We start from the raw sequence: 16,749 nt of genomic DNA on the forward strand, positions 1-16,749 counted from the left end.
GGCTCTGGCTCTGGCTCTGGCTCTGGCTCTGGCTCTGGCTCTGGCTCTGGCTCTGGCTCTGGCTCTGGCTCTGGCTCTGGCTCTGGCTCTGGCTCTGGCTCTGGCTCTGGCTCTGGCTCTGGCTCTGGCTCTGGCTTCAGTGTTGGGGTTCTGCCGTTACGATCAAGTACTTTTTCAATCAATACAATATCTTCATCTTCGATTTTTTCGCAAGATAAAGCATTTTCGTCAACCTCAGAGGAATCCATTAAGAGTGCTTCTAAATACTCAAAAACAACCTGATGCTGGCCGCCGGACGGCTTTTTACTTCCCATAGCCGATCACCTCTTTTGCTCTATCAAAGAGCGCAGCAACCGCGCATAGGCATGCACACCACGGCTTCCGGCATCCAGTGAGGAAGGCACCACGCCCTTCATACTGGCATTTCTGAACTTAGTATCAATGGGTATCACCGCACTTGAAAGCTCATCAGGATAGCACTTATTGAGTTCTCGCAAGCAACTCACTGAAGCCTGCGTACGGCGATCATAAAAAGTAGGGATAATCGTATAACTTAATTTTTTCTTCCTGGCTCGATTAATCATGCTGATCGTCCTGATCATGCGCTCCAGCCCTTTTAAAGCAAGAAACTCAGTTTGCGTAGGCACTATCAGATGATTGCAAGCAGCAAGCGCATTCACCATCAGCACACCTAATACAGGCGGACTATCGATAAGCACATAATCATAACGACCTTGCAGATGGCGTAACGCTTTAGCTACCTGCAACCCCAAACCCTGATGCTGTATTGCACGCCGTTCTAATGTAGCCATCGCCGTAGAGGCTGGCATCAACTGGATTTTCTCCACAGACGTTTTGCACAAAAGTGAATTAACCTGTTTAGCCGTCACATCATTCTGCGTTACAAACAGATCATAAACACTATGATCCAATTCATCCGGATCATAATGAAAATAACTGGTCAATGATCCATGTGGATCAAGATCAACCATCAAAACACTGTATCCAACTTCGGCTAATAATCCCGCCAATGTAACGACAGTCGTCGTTTTTCCAACACCACCTTTTTGATTGGCAATTGCCCAAACCTGCATAGCCTATTCCCGTTATGACTGCGTCTAGATTAACGACAAAAACTGATGACGCTATCAATCAGATCCCTATTGCACGAATACTCAGTAACAACTACCTCAGAGCTTTCCGCGATTCATCAAAAATGGACCTATATCATTCAGATCTAAAATATCGTCAGCTAATCCTGCCTTTACAATCGCTTGCGGCATTCCATAGATAGTACAACTCGCTTCATTCTGAGCCCACATAACGGCTCCTGCCTGCTTAAGTAAACGAGCACCCTCTGCACCATCTGCTCCCATACCCGTCAAGATAACGGCCAACACCTTATTACCAAATACTTTTGCCGCTGCGCCAAATGCCACATCCACACTCGGGCGATACGTCATACGCTCATCCCCTGGTAAAATTCTAACGCGGTCAGCATGACGGCTGTCTATCATAACCTGATGCCCTCCCGGTACTAATAATGCGCGCCCCGGCTTTAACTTATCACCATCTTCGGCTTCTTTGACTTCAATACTACATTGCTGATTTAGCCGGGCAGCAAACACTGAGGTAAAGGTTTTTGGCATATGCTGCACAAGCAGCAGAGGGTATGGAAACGATGCTGTTAAGCCTGTCAGAATCGTTTGTAACGCCGCAGGACCGCCTGTTGAAGCGCCTATAACGACTAACTTACAGCTATCGGGAAAACTAGCCTTTTTATCCCCTTGTCTTTTAGAAAGCGACTCTGAAGCACCATTACCAGACGCAGACCGAGCGCTAACAGCAGGTTTAGCGCTAGTATTGGCAAGAGTGCTTTTTCTCTGATTCGCTCCCGGGGTTTGTTGCTTTTGAGAAATACTGTTAGCCTGAGCTGCACTCGTCCCGGAAGAGCGAACAACTGAAGGCTGGTCCGCTTTGAGAGGCTGTACTGCAAACGCAGACCGGTCATGCCGATGCTTACTTCTCCCAAGCGCGACAATCCGCTCAACTAAATCATTTTGCATCGAATCAGATTTATTAACCCAGGAACGGATATCTTTTGTCAGATAATCTGCCGCGCCAGCCTCAAGTGCCTGTAAAGTTACCTGTGCCCCTTCATGGGTAAGGGATGACAGCATCAACACATTGGTTGGGTTATCACGCATAATGATGCGTACAGCATCAATGCCGTTTAACAATGGCATTTCCACATCCATAGTAACAACATCTGGTTTCAACTGTTTAGTCAGCTCTACGGCTTCACGGCCATTAGAGGCTGTGCCGATCACTTCCAGTCGCTTATCGCTTGACAGAAAATCATTTATGCGTTGTCTGAAAAAGCTGGAGTCATCAACGATTAACACTTTTACCGGCATGAGAACCCCTGCACAGGCAGAAACACACTAAGACGCGTAACGTTTCAGTAGATTTGGAATATCAATGATAAGCGCAATGCGTCCATCCCCTGTAATCGTAGCGCCAGACAAGCCCGGGGTACCATGCAAAATAGTGCCCAATGGTTTAATAACCACCTCTTCCTGACCCACTAACTGATCTACGACAAAGCCAACCCGTAACGTACCTACAGTAAGAACAACAACATGACCCTGTGCAGGTAATTCGGCATTTTCCTGACCTGCCACCAACCAACGTTTCAAATGAAACAAAGGTAACGCCTGATCCCGAACGATAATAACCTGCTGCCCATCTACAATATTTGTTTTTGTCAGATCAAGATTGAAAATCTCATTTACGTTTACCAAAGGTAATGCAAACGCCTGACCTTCAAGCATGATCATTAAGGTCGGCATAATTGCCAGGGTTAACGGCACCTGGATTGCGATACGCGTTCCCTGGCCCAACACAGAATCAATATGTAGCGTACCATTGAGCTGCGTAATTTTGGTTTTAACCACATCCATACCTACGCCACGACCTGAGACATCAGAAACTTCAGTCTTAGTCGAGAAACCCGCCTGAAAGATCAAATTAAAACACTCCTGCTCAGAGAGACGGTTAGCGGCCTCCTGCTCAAGCATCCCACGGCTAACGGCAAGGCTGCGTAATTTTTCCGGATCCATGCCGGCACCATCATCTTGTATGATCAACAGAATATGATCACCTTCCTGTTCCGCAGAGAGCAACACCCGGCCTTCTCGCGACTTCCCTGAGCCTTCACGGATTTCGGGCGACTCTATACCGTGATCTACTGAATTCCGGACTAAGTGGATAAGCGGATCAGCCAGAGCCTCTACTAAATTCTTGTCCAGATCCGTTTCTTCGCCGTGTAATTCAAGACGGATCTCTTTTTGTAAATTTCGGGACAAATCCCGAATCAACCGGGGAAAACGACCGAAAACCTTTTTAACCGGCTGCATACGGGTTTTCATGACAGACATTTGCAAATCGGCGGTTACCATATCCAGGATGCCAAGCGCTTTGGCCATCTCTTCATCTTCACGGGCACTACCCAAGCGAACCAGCCTGTTACGCACCAGCACCAGCTCACCTACCATATTCATGATTTTATCCAATAAACGCGTATCAACACGAACATTGCTCTCAGCCGCCACCGGTTTACTGGCCTGTACTGATTGTGGTGTTTGCGCAGTACTGACCGGAGCTGCCTCAGTGATAGCTTGCGCTTCAGCGGCCGAAGCAAGCTTAAGCTCCACAGGAGCCGGCACAGCAGGAGTGGCAACAGAAGAGGCTGTAGGGCGATCAGTACTGACAAAAGCACCCTGACCATGAGACTGTAACTCATCCAACAGGTTTTCAAACTCGTCCTCAGAAATCAGATCATTATCAGAAGACAATGCGCTCTCTGTCACATCAGATTTTACACCCCCTCCCGGCGCACCATGCTCTCCATGCAGATCATTAAGCAAGGCTTCAAATTCATCTTCAGTGATTAAATCATCACCTGCTGATGGCAAATTACCCGCAAACTCCGGCAGCACATCATCCAGTAATAAATCAAACTCTTCATTTGCAGAGACATGCACAGAATTTTTTTCTTCTGCAAGCAACTCAACAGACTCGCTTTGCGCTGCGCTAACAGATGTACTCGCTTTCCCCGCCGCGAAATCAGCAAGGCTACGCAATAATGCCGGGGAGGCCGGTTCAGGTTCTTCACCAGCATGCACATTGCCAAACATGACATTGACAGCATCCAGCGACTGTAATACGACGTCCATGAGCTCAGGGCTAACCTTAACACTGCCATTACGAAGCAGGTCAAACAAGTTCTCAGCGTTATGACAACATTCCACCATTGCGTCCAACTGCAAAAAACCAGCGCCACCTTTAACCGTATGAAATCCGCGAAAGATTGAATTAAGAAGGTCTTTATCCTCAGGGCACTTTTCCAAGTCAACTAGCTGCTCAGATAGTTGCTCCAGTATTTCTCCTGCCTCAACAAGAAAATCTTCGAGAATCTCGTGGTCAACATCCAAGCTCATTGGAAGCTCCTATTCAAAAACCCAGACTGGAAAGCAAATCATCAACATCATCTTGATCAGTAGCCACACCCGGGTTATTTTTTCCAGCCAGTTGCGGCCCTTCTGCTTCGGTCGGATCTTTTTTCGCTTTCTCTTTAGCCTCAATTTTAGATTGCGCGGCGTTCAGGCCACTGATTCGTTCAACCTTAGCAGCCATATCCATTAATTGAACCAGGCTACCCTCAACCTGAGTTACCAGTGTTATTACACGTCGGATAAGTTGCCCGGTAATATCCTGATAGCTTTGAGAAACCAGTATTTCAGTTAACTCGTGTCGTAAATCTTTTACTGCTATTTTTGACTCTTCAGAAAGCTGATTCGTCCGATCATAGACACCATGTAATCCTTCAAACTCAGACTCAAGCTGTCCGACCAAAGAAAGCAGATCCACAAAACGCCCGTTCTGTCGATCCAGCTTATCCACCAGCGCTAATGACTTATCAACACGATCCATAGTGTCGTGAGAAGTCTTCTCTGTCAGCTCAATAACATAGCTTAAGCGTTGTGAGGCATCGGCCATCCCAAGAATGGAATCACCCTCCCCGCTGCCTGGCTCAGTATGGACATTCGCACCATCAGAAAAAGATTTAATTGCCTCATGTAAACCGCGGGTCAGATAGCCGACTTCATTATAAAAAGCCAGATGCTTCACTTGCTGGAGCTCGTTAATAATGCTTAAGCCACTATTTATATCGCCGCTATCCAGCACAGACACCAGCTCATTCGCTTTAGCCTGCAATAACGCTTCAAAGCCATCCAGCCCCTGAGAACAACCTGCTTCAGACATAATAATTTTCTTCCTTAAACAGATTAGCTTCCGATGCGGTCAAATATTTTATCTATTTTTCCTTTCAGGACAGCCGCAGTAAAAGGCTTTATAACATAACCGTTAACGCCAGCCTGGGCAGCAGCAATAATCTGTTCCCGCTTAGCTTCTGCTGTCACCATCAAGATAGGCATACCCGCCATCTTAGGGTCAGCACGAACAGCGCGAACCAAGTCAATACCTGTCATACCCGGCATATTCCAATCAGTAACCAGAAACTGAACCTCACCCTGCTGCAAAATTGGCATTGCTGTTTTACCATCATCGGCTTCTACAACATTGGTGAAACCCAGGTCACGAAGCAGATTTTTTATAATTCGTCTCATTGTTGAAAAGTCATCAACTACAAGAATTTTGATGTCTTTTTTCAAGACGATATCCCCCATCCAGAAACATTAATAGAATGGATCTGATTTAACGATTAACCTGATTTGAATTTAGACCATTTTTTCAGAAAATGGAGAATTCGAGCATTTTTTTCGAGAGTTTTATTGCCAATCTCTCAGCCGACCACGAAGCCGGTGAGCTGCCTGACTATGAATTTGACTAACCCTTGATTCGCTAACACCCAACACCTCACCGATTTCTTTAAGATTCAATTCTTCATCATAGTATAGTGCCAGCACTAGTTTTTCCCGCTCAGGCAGCGACTCGATAGCACTCGCCAGCGCCAGCTTAAAGGCGTCTTTTTCCGTATGAGCTACCGGACTTGGCTCAACTCCAGCCAACTGCTCTCCCGGTCGATCATCACTATCATTGGTCATCTCTTCAAAGCTAAAGAGGCGACTTTCGTGTGAGTCTTTAAGCAGATCATGATAATCCGCCACACTGATATCCATTTCTGCTGCTATTTCGCCATCGGTGGCATCGCGCCCCAGTGCAGCTTCAATAGTCTGAATAGCTTGTGTAATACGGCGACCATTACGATGAACAGAGCGCGGGGTCCAATCACCACGGCGCACTTCATCAATGATTGACCCCCGAATACGAATTCCGGCATACGTTTCAAAACTGGCACCCTTAGAAGCATCATACTTCTTCGCTGCCTCAAGTAAGCCGATCATGCCGGACTGTATGAGATCATCGACAATAACACTGGCGGGCAAGCGCCCCATTAAATGATAGGCGATACGCTTTACCAGCGGTGCATACTGTTCAATCAAATCGTGACTTGACGTAATATTTAGCGGGTTATACATGGAGCCCCTTTCCAGACCCGGAATTAAACACCCTGAACCAGCCGTTCAACGAAGAACTCGAGATGCCCTCGCGGAGCATCCTGGACTGGCCAGTCATCTACTTTTTTTGCAAGCTGCCGGTAAGCAAGTGCCGCCTTGCATTTAGAAAAAGCTTTTAAAACAGGAGTTTGGCGACGCACCGACTTCCGAACATGCTCATCATAAGGGATTGAGCCGACGTATTGAAGCGTTACATCCAAGAAGCGATCAGTAACAGTCGAAAGTTTGTTAAACATATTCCTTCCTTCTGTATCTGTTTCAACCATATTTGCCAACACCCTGAAACGAGTCATCCGATAATCACGATTTAATAGCTTGATAAGCGCATACGCATCGGTAATAGAGGTAGGTTCATCGCATACCACCACCAGCACCTCTTGCGCCGCACGCACAAAGCTGATCACCGATTCAGAAATACCGGCGGCCGTATCAATTACCAGAACATCGATCTCTTCGGCAACCTCATTAAAAGCATAGACCAATTCTGCATGCTCATGCGCACTTAACGATGTCATTTCCTGTGTGCCGGAGCAGGCAGGAACAATGCGCACATTTTCTGTCACATCCAGCATCACATCGGTTAGATTACATTCACCGGAAAGAACATCACTAATATTCTTTTTCGGACGCAAGCCCAACATAACATCTACGTTAGCCAAACCAAGATCGGCATCCATCAGCACAGTCCGCTGCCCCATTTCGCCCAACGCTATAGATAGGTTAACTGACACATTGGTTTTACCAACGCCGCCTTTTCCACCGGTGACCGCTATCACTTTAACTGAGTGCTGCTTCTTCATTGTTTATGCTCTGCCCTTATCCAGCCGACGAAAGTGCAGATGTTCCTCCTGTTGCCGACAACGCACGTGTACGCTCTCTTTCCAGTGTTTTTTGTGCAGTAATCACTGCACGGCTCACAAGATCGTTCCGTTGCGCAACTTCAATATCATCAGGCACTTTTTGCCCGTCAGTAACATAAGCAATCGGCAGAGCTTTCTCTACCACCAAAGCCAAGGCCTCACCCAAACTTCCGGATTCATCCAGCTTACTGAGAACACAACCATTCAAACCAATACTCTGATAATTATCGTAGGCATCCTCAAGCACTTGCCGCTGGCTTGAACACGAAAGCACCAGTAGTTTTTTCAACCTTACTGAAACGCCGCTTAACATCTCTTTTTGAGCCCCACTTGGGCCCTCATGCTGACTCATTCCAGCCGTATCTATTAGTACCAGGCGCTTACCACGCAACGACAACAACACGTCATCCAATGTATTATTTTCATCAACTACGCGTACCGGCACATCCAGTATCCGCCCGAATGTTTTTAATTGTTCGTGTGCGGCAATACGATAGGTATCAGTCGTCACTAACGCCAGGCCTGCACTACCATGGCGAAGCACATAGCGCGCTGCCAACTTACCAATTGAAGTCGTTTTACCAACACCCGTCGGGCCAACAAAAGCAATCATGCCGCCGCGATCGATATAATCTTCACTCATAACCGGAACAGCATCAGTTAATTTAGATAAGGTAATTCGCCATGCTTTGGCGATATCCAGATCGCTTTCAAGACCCCGGATCAACTGAGCAATCAAGGTATCATTCAGGCCCATTCTTTCGAATCGTTTAATCAACTTTCCCTCTACACCTACAGGAGCTGCCTGCTTTCGTTGCGGCGCTTCTTCTACCCAGATTTTTCGGGAAGGAGTCTGCATCTGTTGCTCAAGTAAAGCCTTCAGCTGCTGGATTTCCTGCTGCATGCTCTCGATAGCTAAGTGGTCCTGCGACGAAACATCTTGTTTATTTTCCGCCGCTGCTAACGGATCTTCATCATCAAGAAAGTCAGCCTTTCTTGCTTCCTGACGGGTTTTTAATGATGCCAGTATTGATTGTAGATCATCTTCATCATCCTGCTCGATTTGCAGGTTACGCTTACCTTCCGCATGGTAGGGAGTTTCTTTTTCCGCCTGCTCACTCGCTTCGGCGATACGCATCCTGGCTTGTTTCAGCTCATCGTCCAACGCCTGCCGGGTCCGATCTGCGGTAAGGACACGTACCTGATCTTCCTTACGTTTTTTCTTTTCATATTCACGTTTAAATTCTGCCTGAGCGGCTTCAAACTCATGCTCATGCGCCGCCACAACCTCAACCCCACCTGCGACCCGGTGGTTTGAAACAATCACAGCATCAGGACCAATTTCTTCTCGTGCCCGACGCATAGCCTGACGCATGTCGGGGGCAAATATACGTTTAACTTTCATAGATAACCCACCTATGATGAGCAATTATCATCGCCAACTTATGCATTCTGGCCGCCTACTGTTGCCACGATGGTAATTTTTTTATTTTCAGGAATTTCCTGATAAGACAGCACATGAATCAACTGTTCGCTGTAGCGAACAAATTTCGACATAAGTGGCCTGACAGGTGCAGCGACTAATAAAATCGAAGGCTGCCCCATCATCTCCTGCTTTTGCGCTGCATCAACCAATGAACTTTGCAAACGCTCAGCCATACCCGGCTCAAGCACCATGCCACTTTCTCCTGCTTGCTGACTCTGCTGCACTGAATTCAACAGCAACTGCTCTAATTGCGGATCCATAGTAATCACAGGAATCTCCAAATCAGAGCCGTTGATAGTCTGGACTATCAATCGCGATATTGCCACGCGAACCGCAGCTGTTAACGCAACAGGATCTTGTGTCCGGGCTACCGCTTCAGACAAAGCTTCAGCAATACTTCTGAAGTCTTTCAGTGGCACTTGTTCCATCAGCAGGTTTTGCAATACCTTCAATAGACTACTGATCGACAGTTTAGCAGGAACCAGGTCCTCAACCAGCTTAGGAGAGCTTTTAGCCAGCATATCTAACAACTGCTGCACCTCCTCATGCCCCAGCAGTTCATGTGCATGACTCTGCAATATCTGGTTTAAATGCGTCGCGACCACTGTACTGGCATCCACTACCGTATAACCCAGCGTCTGGGCCTGCTCACGCAGCCCTAACTCGATCCAGGTTGCATCCAGACCAAAAGCAGGGTCTTTCACATCAACACCCTTCAATGTACCAAAAACTTGTCCGGGGTTAATTGCCAAATCCCGATCAGGATATATTTCGGCTTCACCTACAATAACACCCATTAAAGTAATCCGGTAAGCTCCCGGCATTAAGTCAAGATTATCCCTTATATGAACAGACGGAACTAAAAAGCCCAAGTCCTGAGAAAGTTTTTTTCTCACACCTTTTATTCTGTTGAGTAACTGACCGCCCTGCAACTTATCCACCATCGGAATCAATCGGTAGCCGACTTCCAGCCCTATCATGTCAACCGGCATAACGTCTGCCCAGTCTAACTCTTTATGCTCCGCGACTAATTCTGAATCCACTGCGGGCCTGGACTGCTTTTCCTCTTCGCTCGCCAGCGCATCGGCCTGCGCTTTAGTTTTAATCATCCACCAGGCACTCCCTCCCGCGATAGCGGCAAGAGACAAGAAAGCCACATGCGGCATTCCCGGCACACTCCCCATAATCCCCAGAATAGCAGCGGCCACAATCAGTGCCTTAGGCGAGGCAAACAGCTGGCCGATAATCTGCTTACCCATGTCCTGAGCACTATTTTGACGTGTCACCATAATGGCGGCAGCTGTAGACAACAGCAAGGAAGGGATCTGGGCAACCAGTCCATCGCCGATAGTCAACAATGCATAATATTCAGCAGCCACCTCAAAAGATAGGTCATGCTGAATCATGCCAATCATCAACCCACCCAGGATATTGATTACCAAAATCAATATTCCGGCAACAGCATCGCCTCGTACAAACTTAGAAGCACCATCCATAGAACCATAAAAGTCAGCTTCTTGCGTAACATCCTGGCGCCTGATCTTAGCCTCTTCCTGATTGATCAGACCCGCATTAAGATCGGCATCAATCGCCATTTGCTTACCGGGCATAGCATCCAGAGTAAATCGGGCACTCACCTCAGAAATACGCCCCGCACCCTTGGTAACCACCACAAAATTAATAATCACCAATATCAGAAACACCACGATACCAACGACATAGTTGCCACCAATAACAACCGATCCAAACGCTTCAATTACTTTTCCTGCCGCATCACCACCCTCATGCCCATAGAGCAGAACAACACGTGTCGAAGCAACATTCAACGCCAAACGCATCAGCGTCGCGACCAGCAGAATAGTAGGAAAAACGGCAAAATCCAGCGGCCGCAAAGCATAAACACCGACGAGAAGAACGACGATCGATAGGGCAATATTAAAGGTAAAAAGTACATCGAGCAGGAAGGTAGGAACGGGCAATGTCACCATCGCCAAAATAATCAGCAACAAGAACGGCACGCCAAGGTTGCCCTGGCTTAAACCTCGTGCACTACTAAGAAAGACAGCCTTATCCAATACGATCTCGCGTCAAAAAAACAGCACAAAAAAAATAACGCCATTTATTTGGCGGAATAACAACTTATATCCAAATAAATAGCATGCTTAGCGTTTATATATGCAATTTCCGAGCCGCGATTCACTCGTGCTGGTAATCCTGAGGGATATTAATATCTCTATCACGCAAAGGAACCGGTTTCTCCGATTGATTCGCCTTAAAACGCTTAAGCTGAAAAACATAAGCCAACACTTGAGCAACGGCCTTGTAAAGCGCAGAAGGCACTTCCTGATCTATCTCTGTGCTGTAATACAAGGCCCGGGCCAGAGGCGGGGTAGATAAAACCGGAACATCATGTTCCTTAGCTATTTCACGAATTTTCAACGCAACAAAATCAGCGCCCTTAGCCACAACGATAGGCGCATCACGATCACCTGAAACATACCTCAAAGCGATGGCATAGTGTGTTGGATTCGTAATCACGACATCGGCTGTCGGTACTTCTGTCATCATTTGCCGTTGCGCTATCTCACGCTGCATCTGGCGAATCCGCCCCTTAACCTCAGGCTTTCCTTCCGTGTTTTTCATTTCATCTTTAACTTCCTGCAGCGTCATTTTCAATTTTTCAGAATAATCATGTAACTGAAAAGGGATATCAACCAGGGAGATAAGGATCAAACTACTGCTGATCACCAGAAAAGACCAACCTACCAGCTCAACAGCGTGAGCTATCGCTACCCGTACATCCTGCCCGCCTAATGCAAAGAGCTCTGGCGTGAGAATAGTCAGCACAGTAATAGCAAAAGCAGCTACCAATACAAATTTCGCGAACGCTTTAGCCAACTCAACCAAAGCTTTCAATGAAAACATACGTTTAAGGCCGGCTAAAGGATTAAGGCGACTCATCTTTGGCTGAATGGAGTCTGCGCTGAAGTTAAGACCGCCTAACGCCATCGGCCCAATCAACGCAGCCAGAGCCACCATCACCATAAACCCCAACACCGCCCAGATCATCTCCTGAACTGAAGCACCAAAATGAATTAACATTAAACGGCTATCAAACAACTCTTCTCTTCTGAGATCAAAATTCGCGGCCATCATAGCCGCCGTTCGTTGCGCAGCACTGGTGCCAAAAAGCAGCATCGCTCCGGCAGCGGCCAACAACAAAGCCGTGGCATTAAGTTCTTTAGAACGGGGGATATCGCCTTTCTCGCGAGCTTCGCGAAGGCGCTTGGGTGTGGGGTCTTCTGTTTTTTCCTGTCCCGTTTCTTCAGCCATCAGACACCTCTATCAATTGCGCGATCACACCTAAGGCATGATCAGCAATTAACTCAAATTGCCCCAAAAAACCAGACAGGCTAATCCAGGTAATCAGCAAACCCATCACCATGGTAAAAGGAAAGCCAATAGCAAAAATATTCAACTGAGGTGCCGCCTTGGTCATGATGCCAAAAGACAGATTAATCACCAACAATGAGGTGACTGCCGGCAACGCCATCAACAACGCGCCACTAAACATCCAGGTACCGGCCAACGCAATATCCATAAACTTGATGGCCGTAAAGTTAATCACTGTCACCGGAATAATATCAAAACTCTGAGTAATCACATTTAACATGACTAAATGCCCATTCATTGCAAGAAACAGTAACATTGTCAACATCAGATAGAACTGCCCCAACACAACAACAGAGACGCCGTTAACCGGGTCCGTCATAGACGCAAAACCCAACCCCATCTGGTTTGCAATTAACTGCCCACCCACTGCAAAAATCTCAAACATAATATGCAACGCAAACCCAAGCGCTGCACCAATCAGAATCTGCTGCGCAATCAAAATATAGGTGTGCAACGTTAAACCATCAGCAGCAGGAGGTGCAGGCAGTACCGGAACCAGAATGGCAGTGATACCCATGGCCAGACCCATACGGATACGGGCAGGCACCAACTGAGTACCAATCATTGGCATCGCCATTAAAAATGACGCTATACGGAAAAAAGGAAATAAGAACGCGGAAACCCAATTCTCAATCTGCAGCAGACTTATATCCAGCATAAGCTACCCGATCATCATCGGTATACTTTCAAAAATTTTATTAAACTGATCCATGAGCTTGGTAATCATCCATGGCCCCATGGCCAGAATAATCAGCAAGATCACCATTAAGCGCGGCAAAAAACTCAATGTTTGCTCATTGATCTGAGTGGCTGCCTGAAAAATTGCTATCAATAACCCTACCAGCAAACTTGGCACAACAATCACCAACACCAGGGTAATAATCAGCCATATTGCCTCGCCGAATACATCCAGTAATAGTTGAGGTGTCATGCAGAACTCCTAGATTCCGAAACTGGCCGCCAGCGTTCCTATAATCATAGCCCAACCATCCACCAGAACGAATAGCATAATCTTAAATGGCAATGAAATAATAACCGGCGAAAGCATCATCATACCCATCGCCATCAATACACTGGCAACCACCAAATCAATCACCAGAAAAGGAATAAAAAGCATAAAGCCTATCTGGAATGCAGTTTTTAACTCACTGGTGACGAAAGCAGGCACCAGAACAGTAAAAGGCACTTCCTCGGACGACTCTACAGGCGGTGATTGCGCAAGACGCAGAAATAAATTCAGATCATTTTCTCTGGTCTGATGCATCATAAAACGATGAAAAGGCAGGCCTGCGGCTTCAACTGCCTCAAGAGTAGTAAGTTCTTCATTCAGATAGGGCTGCACCGCCACCTGATTAACCTCTTCAAGCACGGGCGTCATAATAAAAAATGTCAGAAATAATGCCAGCCCAACCATCACCTGATTGGAGGGTGTTGACTGCAAGCCTAATGCCTGACGCAATATAGCAAATACTATAATTATTCGCGTAAACGACGTCATCATCATGATCATCGCTGGCAGGAATGTCAGCATGGTCATCAATGCGAGAATCTGAATCGTCACACTGTAGGTTTGAGCGCCCGCTTCATCGGTTGTCAGGTTAAAAGCCGGGATGCCGACATCAGCCGCTAGGGCAACACCCGAAAACAGGAACAATAATATCAGTAAGACACCCCTCATTCAGGGGCTCCTGCATCAATACTTTCTTTGATACTGTCTTTGAGTGTCTTTGCAAATTCGCTTTTGGGCGCTGTCGATATTACTTTTTCAGGAAAAGACTCTAATAAAGAAACATGCCCGGCAGCCACCCCAAGCAGCAATTGCCGATCCCCCACCTCGATCAGCACTGCCCGTTCGCGAGTCCCCAAGGACAAGGAAGAGACTACTTTCATCTTCTGATGAGACTGATGTAAATTGGATACCCGACGTAAAGCCCAGGCGAGCACTAAAATAACGACGACAACCAATGCCAACCCAAGCAACATCTGCATAATTGCCTGAGATGTCAAAACATCCTGACCAGTCGGTGCCGCGGTATCTTTAACTGCTTCCCTGGCCGCCTCCTTGGTTGCTTCTCCAGCCAACTCTTCAGCTGCAATAAGCGTACTGGAAAACAGCGCGAGCCCGGCAAACACGTAATAGCCACATAAGTAATTTTTCATTAGCGAAGATGCTTTATACGCTCTTGAGGACTAATAACATCCGTCAACCGAATACCATAGCGATCATTAACGACCACAACCTCGCCATGCGCAATCAAGGTACCATTAACCATCACATCCAGTGGCTCTCCAGCAACCCGGTCCAACTCCACAACCGATCCCTGACTTAGCTGTAATAAGCTTCTGATGGAAATATCAGTATTTCCTACCTCCATCGACAAAGTCACCGGAATATCAAGAATCACATCCAATTTCGGATCAGATATCGGTGCTGAATCGTCTTTCAACTCATCAAAATCAACAGAGGCAGCTTGCCCTGTTTGTTCCTCTAAAGCAGAAGCCCACTCATCAGCCATTGCCTGCTGATCGGCGTCTACCTCAGTATTATCTTTTTCATTACTCATACAGAAAACTCTGGCAGTTTATGCATTATTCATGCTTAGCGACTTGGTCTACGATTTTAACAGCAAGATTGCCACGCGATGTTCCCATTTTACAACTGAAGACAGGCACCGAGTTGGCTCTCAGCGTTAAGTTTTCAGGTATCTCAATAGGAATGATGTCACCCGGCTGAAGCGCCAAGACCTGACGCAGGGTAAGCTCTCGCTCAGCAACGCGCAAGCTGATATTCAGAGGAGCCAGCACAATATCCCTTCTCAGGGCTTTCATCCATCGATCATCTTTTTCATTTTCAGATCGCTGAAAACCTGATATCAACAGATCGCGTATCGGTTCCAGCATTGAGTACGGCATGGTGATATGAAACTCACCAGTACCTCCCTCAAGATCCACCTGAAAAGTGCTGACAACCACGACTTCTGATGGGCTGACGGCATTTGCCATGGCGGGATTCATTTCATGACCTACCCGCTGAAACGACAGTTCCATGACGGGCTTCCATGCTTCCACCAGATCGGCAAAAAACAGATCCAGTGTTTTATACACCAAGCGAGTCTCCGTTGGGGTAAAGTCGCGCCCTTCAATTTTAGCATGACGCCCATCGCCACCAAAAAAATTATCCACCAACTTGAACACAAGCTTGGCATCCATAATAAACAAAGCGGTCCCTCTCAACGGAGGAACTTTCACTAAATTCATACTGGTCGGGACATACAGCGTATGGATGTAGTCACCATATTTCATGACTTGCACACCACCCACGGTGACATCTATTGTTTTTCTTAATAAATTAAACAAACTGGTACGAGTGAAGCGCGCGAAGCGCTCATTGATCATCTCAAGCGTTGGCATCCTGCCACGCACAATACGCTCATGGCTGGCCAGGTCGTAAGGACGAACTTCACCGCGTTCATATTCTTCAGGCTCTTCCGCCGTGTCAACATCTCCATCGTCAACACCATGCAGCAACGCGTCAATTTCTTCTTGAGATAAAAGATCTTTAACCGACATTAAGCTTCAGTCTCCCGACTCTACTGCATTACAAAATCAGTAAATAAAATTTTCTCGATGCCCGGTTTACCAATTTTTTCTTGTAAAAAATCCTGAACCAATCGGGTAGAATCCTGGCGCAACTTCTCTTTACCCTCGATAGATTGCAAGTCCTCAAAAGACTGGGAACTAAATAGCTCATTCAGACGCGACACCACTAATGGCATATGCAGCGTTAACGCATCAACCACATCCTGCTCTCTGCTTTTAGCTTCTACAAAAGTTCGGAGGTAATGGCGTCTTCCATCAGTAGACTTTAACGTTGCCACAAATGAAGGCTTCCCTCCTAATGTACGCACTTTTGAGTAAATCGCTTCTTTACGGACCGGCTCCGCTTCAGCTGCAGCATTATCAGATGAAGGCCCCAATAAAAAATAAGCAGTTCCCGCACTTATTGCCGCGATTAATAAGGCCCCGATCACTGCAAATATAATGAGCTTCTTATTCGACTTACCGCCTTCAACCGCCCCTTCAGCTGCTTTCTCCTCTGCCATCCTACCCCCTGCTTATTCTAGCCATTAACACGTTAATCAAACGAACAGTTTAAATATAACATATAGATAGAACGACTATCGCTTATGCATAATAATCTACCAAAGATAATCCGACACTGCTTTTTTCCGGCATCTCAGCATTTTGCTCAGAGACTGACTCATAACCTTTATCAGTAAACATTTCCCGCTGCTTACGACCCTGCTGCTCAGAGGATTGATCGTTAACTAACGACTCATCAAGA

At 46.8% G+C, this 16,749-nt stretch carries 18 protein-coding genes; all 18 read right to left on the reverse strand.

Annotation, left to right across the window (positions count from 1 at the left end; genetic code table 11):
• Positions 1-314: hypothetical protein (locus ABY436_RS14360; RefSeq protein ID WP_372739639.1), on the reverse strand; the 314-nt coding region annotated here is incomplete at its 3' end.
• A 6-nt stretch (positions 315-320) separates the two neighbouring features.
• Positions 321-1,094, reverse strand: a complete 774-nt coding sequence (locus ABY436_RS14365) for a ParA family protein (RefSeq protein WP_372739640.1) — start codon at positions 1,092-1,094, stop codon at positions 321-323.
• Between the two features lie 96 nt (positions 1,095-1,190).
• Complete coding sequence (locus tag ABY436_RS14370; protein WP_372739641.1) at positions 1,191-2,417, reverse strand: chemotaxis response regulator protein-glutamate methylesterase; 1,227 nt, start codon at positions 2,415-2,417, stop codon at positions 1,191-1,193.
• Positions 2,418-2,444: 27 nt separating this feature from the next.
• On the reverse strand, positions 2,445-4,502 hold the full coding sequence (locus ABY436_RS14375; protein WP_372739642.1) for a chemotaxis protein CheW: 2,058 nt from the start codon (positions 4,500-4,502) through the stop codon (positions 2,445-2,447).
• Between the two features lie 13 nt (positions 4,503-4,515).
• Complete coding sequence (locus ABY436_RS14380) at positions 4,516-5,328, reverse strand: protein phosphatase CheZ (RefSeq protein WP_372739643.1); 813 nt, start codon at positions 5,326-5,328, stop codon at positions 4,516-4,518.
• Between the two features lie 23 nt (positions 5,329-5,351).
• Positions 5,352-5,738: a chemotaxis response regulator CheY gene (locus tag ABY436_RS14385; RefSeq protein ID WP_090725250.1), complete on the reverse strand. Its 387-nt coding sequence runs from the start codon at positions 5,736-5,738 to the stop codon at positions 5,352-5,354.
• A gap of 117 nt (positions 5,739-5,855) precedes the next feature.
• Positions 5,856-6,566 carry an RNA polymerase sigma factor FliA gene (locus ABY436_RS14390; RefSeq protein ID WP_372739644.1) on the reverse strand — a complete coding sequence of 237 codons (711 nt, stop codon included), beginning with the start codon at positions 6,564-6,566 and terminating at the stop codon, positions 5,856-5,858.
• Positions 6,567-6,589: 23 nt separating this feature from the next.
• Complete coding sequence (locus ABY436_RS14395; RefSeq protein WP_090724696.1) at positions 6,590-7,405, reverse strand: MinD/ParA family protein; 816 nt, start codon at positions 7,403-7,405, stop codon at positions 6,590-6,592.
• Between the two features lie 16 nt (positions 7,406-7,421).
• On the reverse strand, positions 7,422-8,870 hold the full coding sequence (flhF, locus tag ABY436_RS14400; protein WP_372739645.1) for a flagellar biosynthesis protein FlhF: 1,449 nt from the start codon (positions 8,868-8,870) through the stop codon (positions 7,422-7,424).
• A gap of 38 nt (positions 8,871-8,908) precedes the next feature.
• A complete protein-coding gene (gene flhA, locus ABY436_RS14405; protein WP_372739646.1) occupies positions 8,909-11,026 on the reverse strand; it encodes a flagellar biosynthesis protein FlhA in 2,118 nt (705 codons plus the stop codon).
• A gap of 121 nt (positions 11,027-11,147) precedes the next feature.
• Positions 11,148-12,284, reverse strand: a complete 1,137-nt coding sequence (gene flhB / locus ABY436_RS14410; protein ID WP_372739647.1) for a flagellar biosynthesis protein FlhB — start codon at positions 12,282-12,284, stop codon at positions 11,148-11,150.
• Complete coding sequence (fliR, locus tag ABY436_RS14415) at positions 12,277-13,062, reverse strand: flagellar biosynthetic protein FliR (protein WP_372739648.1); 786 nt, start codon at positions 13,060-13,062, stop codon at positions 12,277-12,279. Before fliR ends, flhB begins: the two co-directional genes overlap by 8 nt.
• 3 nt (positions 13,063-13,065) lie before the next feature.
• Positions 13,066-13,335 (reverse strand): flagellar biosynthesis protein FliQ, encoded by a 270-nt coding sequence (gene fliQ / locus ABY436_RS14420; RefSeq protein ID WP_090724709.1) that lies wholly within the window; start codon positions 13,333-13,335, stop codon positions 13,066-13,068.
• Positions 13,336-13,344: 9 nt separating this feature from the next.
• Complete coding sequence (fliP, locus tag ABY436_RS14425) at positions 13,345-14,082, reverse strand: flagellar type III secretion system pore protein FliP (protein ID WP_372739649.1); 738 nt, start codon at positions 14,080-14,082, stop codon at positions 13,345-13,347.
• Positions 14,079-14,564 carry a flagellar biosynthetic protein FliO gene (gene fliO, locus ABY436_RS14430; RefSeq protein WP_372739650.1) on the reverse strand — a complete coding sequence of 162 codons (486 nt, stop codon included), beginning with the start codon at positions 14,562-14,564 and terminating at the stop codon, positions 14,079-14,081. The genes fliP and fliO overlap by 4 nt, the downstream gene beginning before the upstream one ends.
• Positions 14,564-14,968, reverse strand: coding sequence for a flagellar motor switch protein FliN (gene fliN, locus ABY436_RS14435; protein ID WP_372739651.1), 405 nt, complete (start codon positions 14,966-14,968; stop codon positions 14,564-14,566). Before fliN ends, fliO begins: the two co-directional genes overlap by 1 nt.
• A gap of 25 nt (positions 14,969-14,993) precedes the next feature.
• Complete coding sequence (gene fliM, locus ABY436_RS14440; protein ID WP_372739652.1) at positions 14,994-15,974, reverse strand: flagellar motor switch protein FliM; 981 nt, start codon at positions 15,972-15,974, stop codon at positions 14,994-14,996.
• Between the two features lie 20 nt (positions 15,975-15,994).
• Positions 15,995-16,507: a flagellar basal body-associated FliL family protein gene (locus tag ABY436_RS14445; protein ID WP_372739653.1), complete on the reverse strand. Its 513-nt coding sequence runs from the start codon at positions 16,505-16,507 to the stop codon at positions 15,995-15,997.
• Positions 16,508-16,749 lie beyond the last annotated feature (242 nt).

This window comes from Neptunomonas sp. (genome assembly GCF_041601355.1).
GTDB lineage: Bacteria > Pseudomonadota > Gammaproteobacteria > Pseudomonadales > Balneatricaceae > Neptunomonas.